The sequence below is a fragment of the Flavobacterium sp. genome, assembly GCF_003525665.1.
In the GTDB taxonomy this organism is placed as follows: Bacteria; Bacteroidota; Bacteroidia; order Flavobacteriales; family Flavobacteriaceae; genus Flavobacterium.
Genome location: NZ_DQDX01000130.1, coordinates 24722 through 25071, shown reverse-complemented (window position 1 = coordinate 25071; position 350 = coordinate 24722). Strand labels below are relative to the sequence as shown.

The window sequence follows — 350 nt, the reverse complement described above, 5'->3', positions numbered from 1 at the left end:
CTGCGACTGCGACTGAAAACTAAATAACTCGTTTCCTCTGACGATTTTCAATATAATCTTCGATTGCTTTTTTGGTGGTGTACCAATTTCTACCTTCTTTGTGAGCATCAATTTTTCCTTGTCTTGCTAATAAACTTATGTATTCTTGACCATAAGGCGAATTGGGTTCACTAACAATATTGGATATTTCTTGAAAATCATAATCATTATCGGGTAACGAACTTAGATAAATATTTAAGGTTCGTTCTTGCGCTTGACACATCAATAGCATCAATTTTTGATAATTACCGTTGTTGGCTTGGTTTAATGCTTCGTAATATTTTTTTCTATCGTTGGATAAAATAATTGCC

The 350-nt window shown here is 33.1% G+C and carries 1 pseudogene; it reads right to left on the bottom strand.

Annotated elements, in window-relative coordinates:
- Window positions 1–19: 19 nt before the first annotated feature.
- Window positions 20–350: pseudogene (locus tag DIU01_RS09300) on the bottom strand (Fic family protein); the annotation flags it as partial.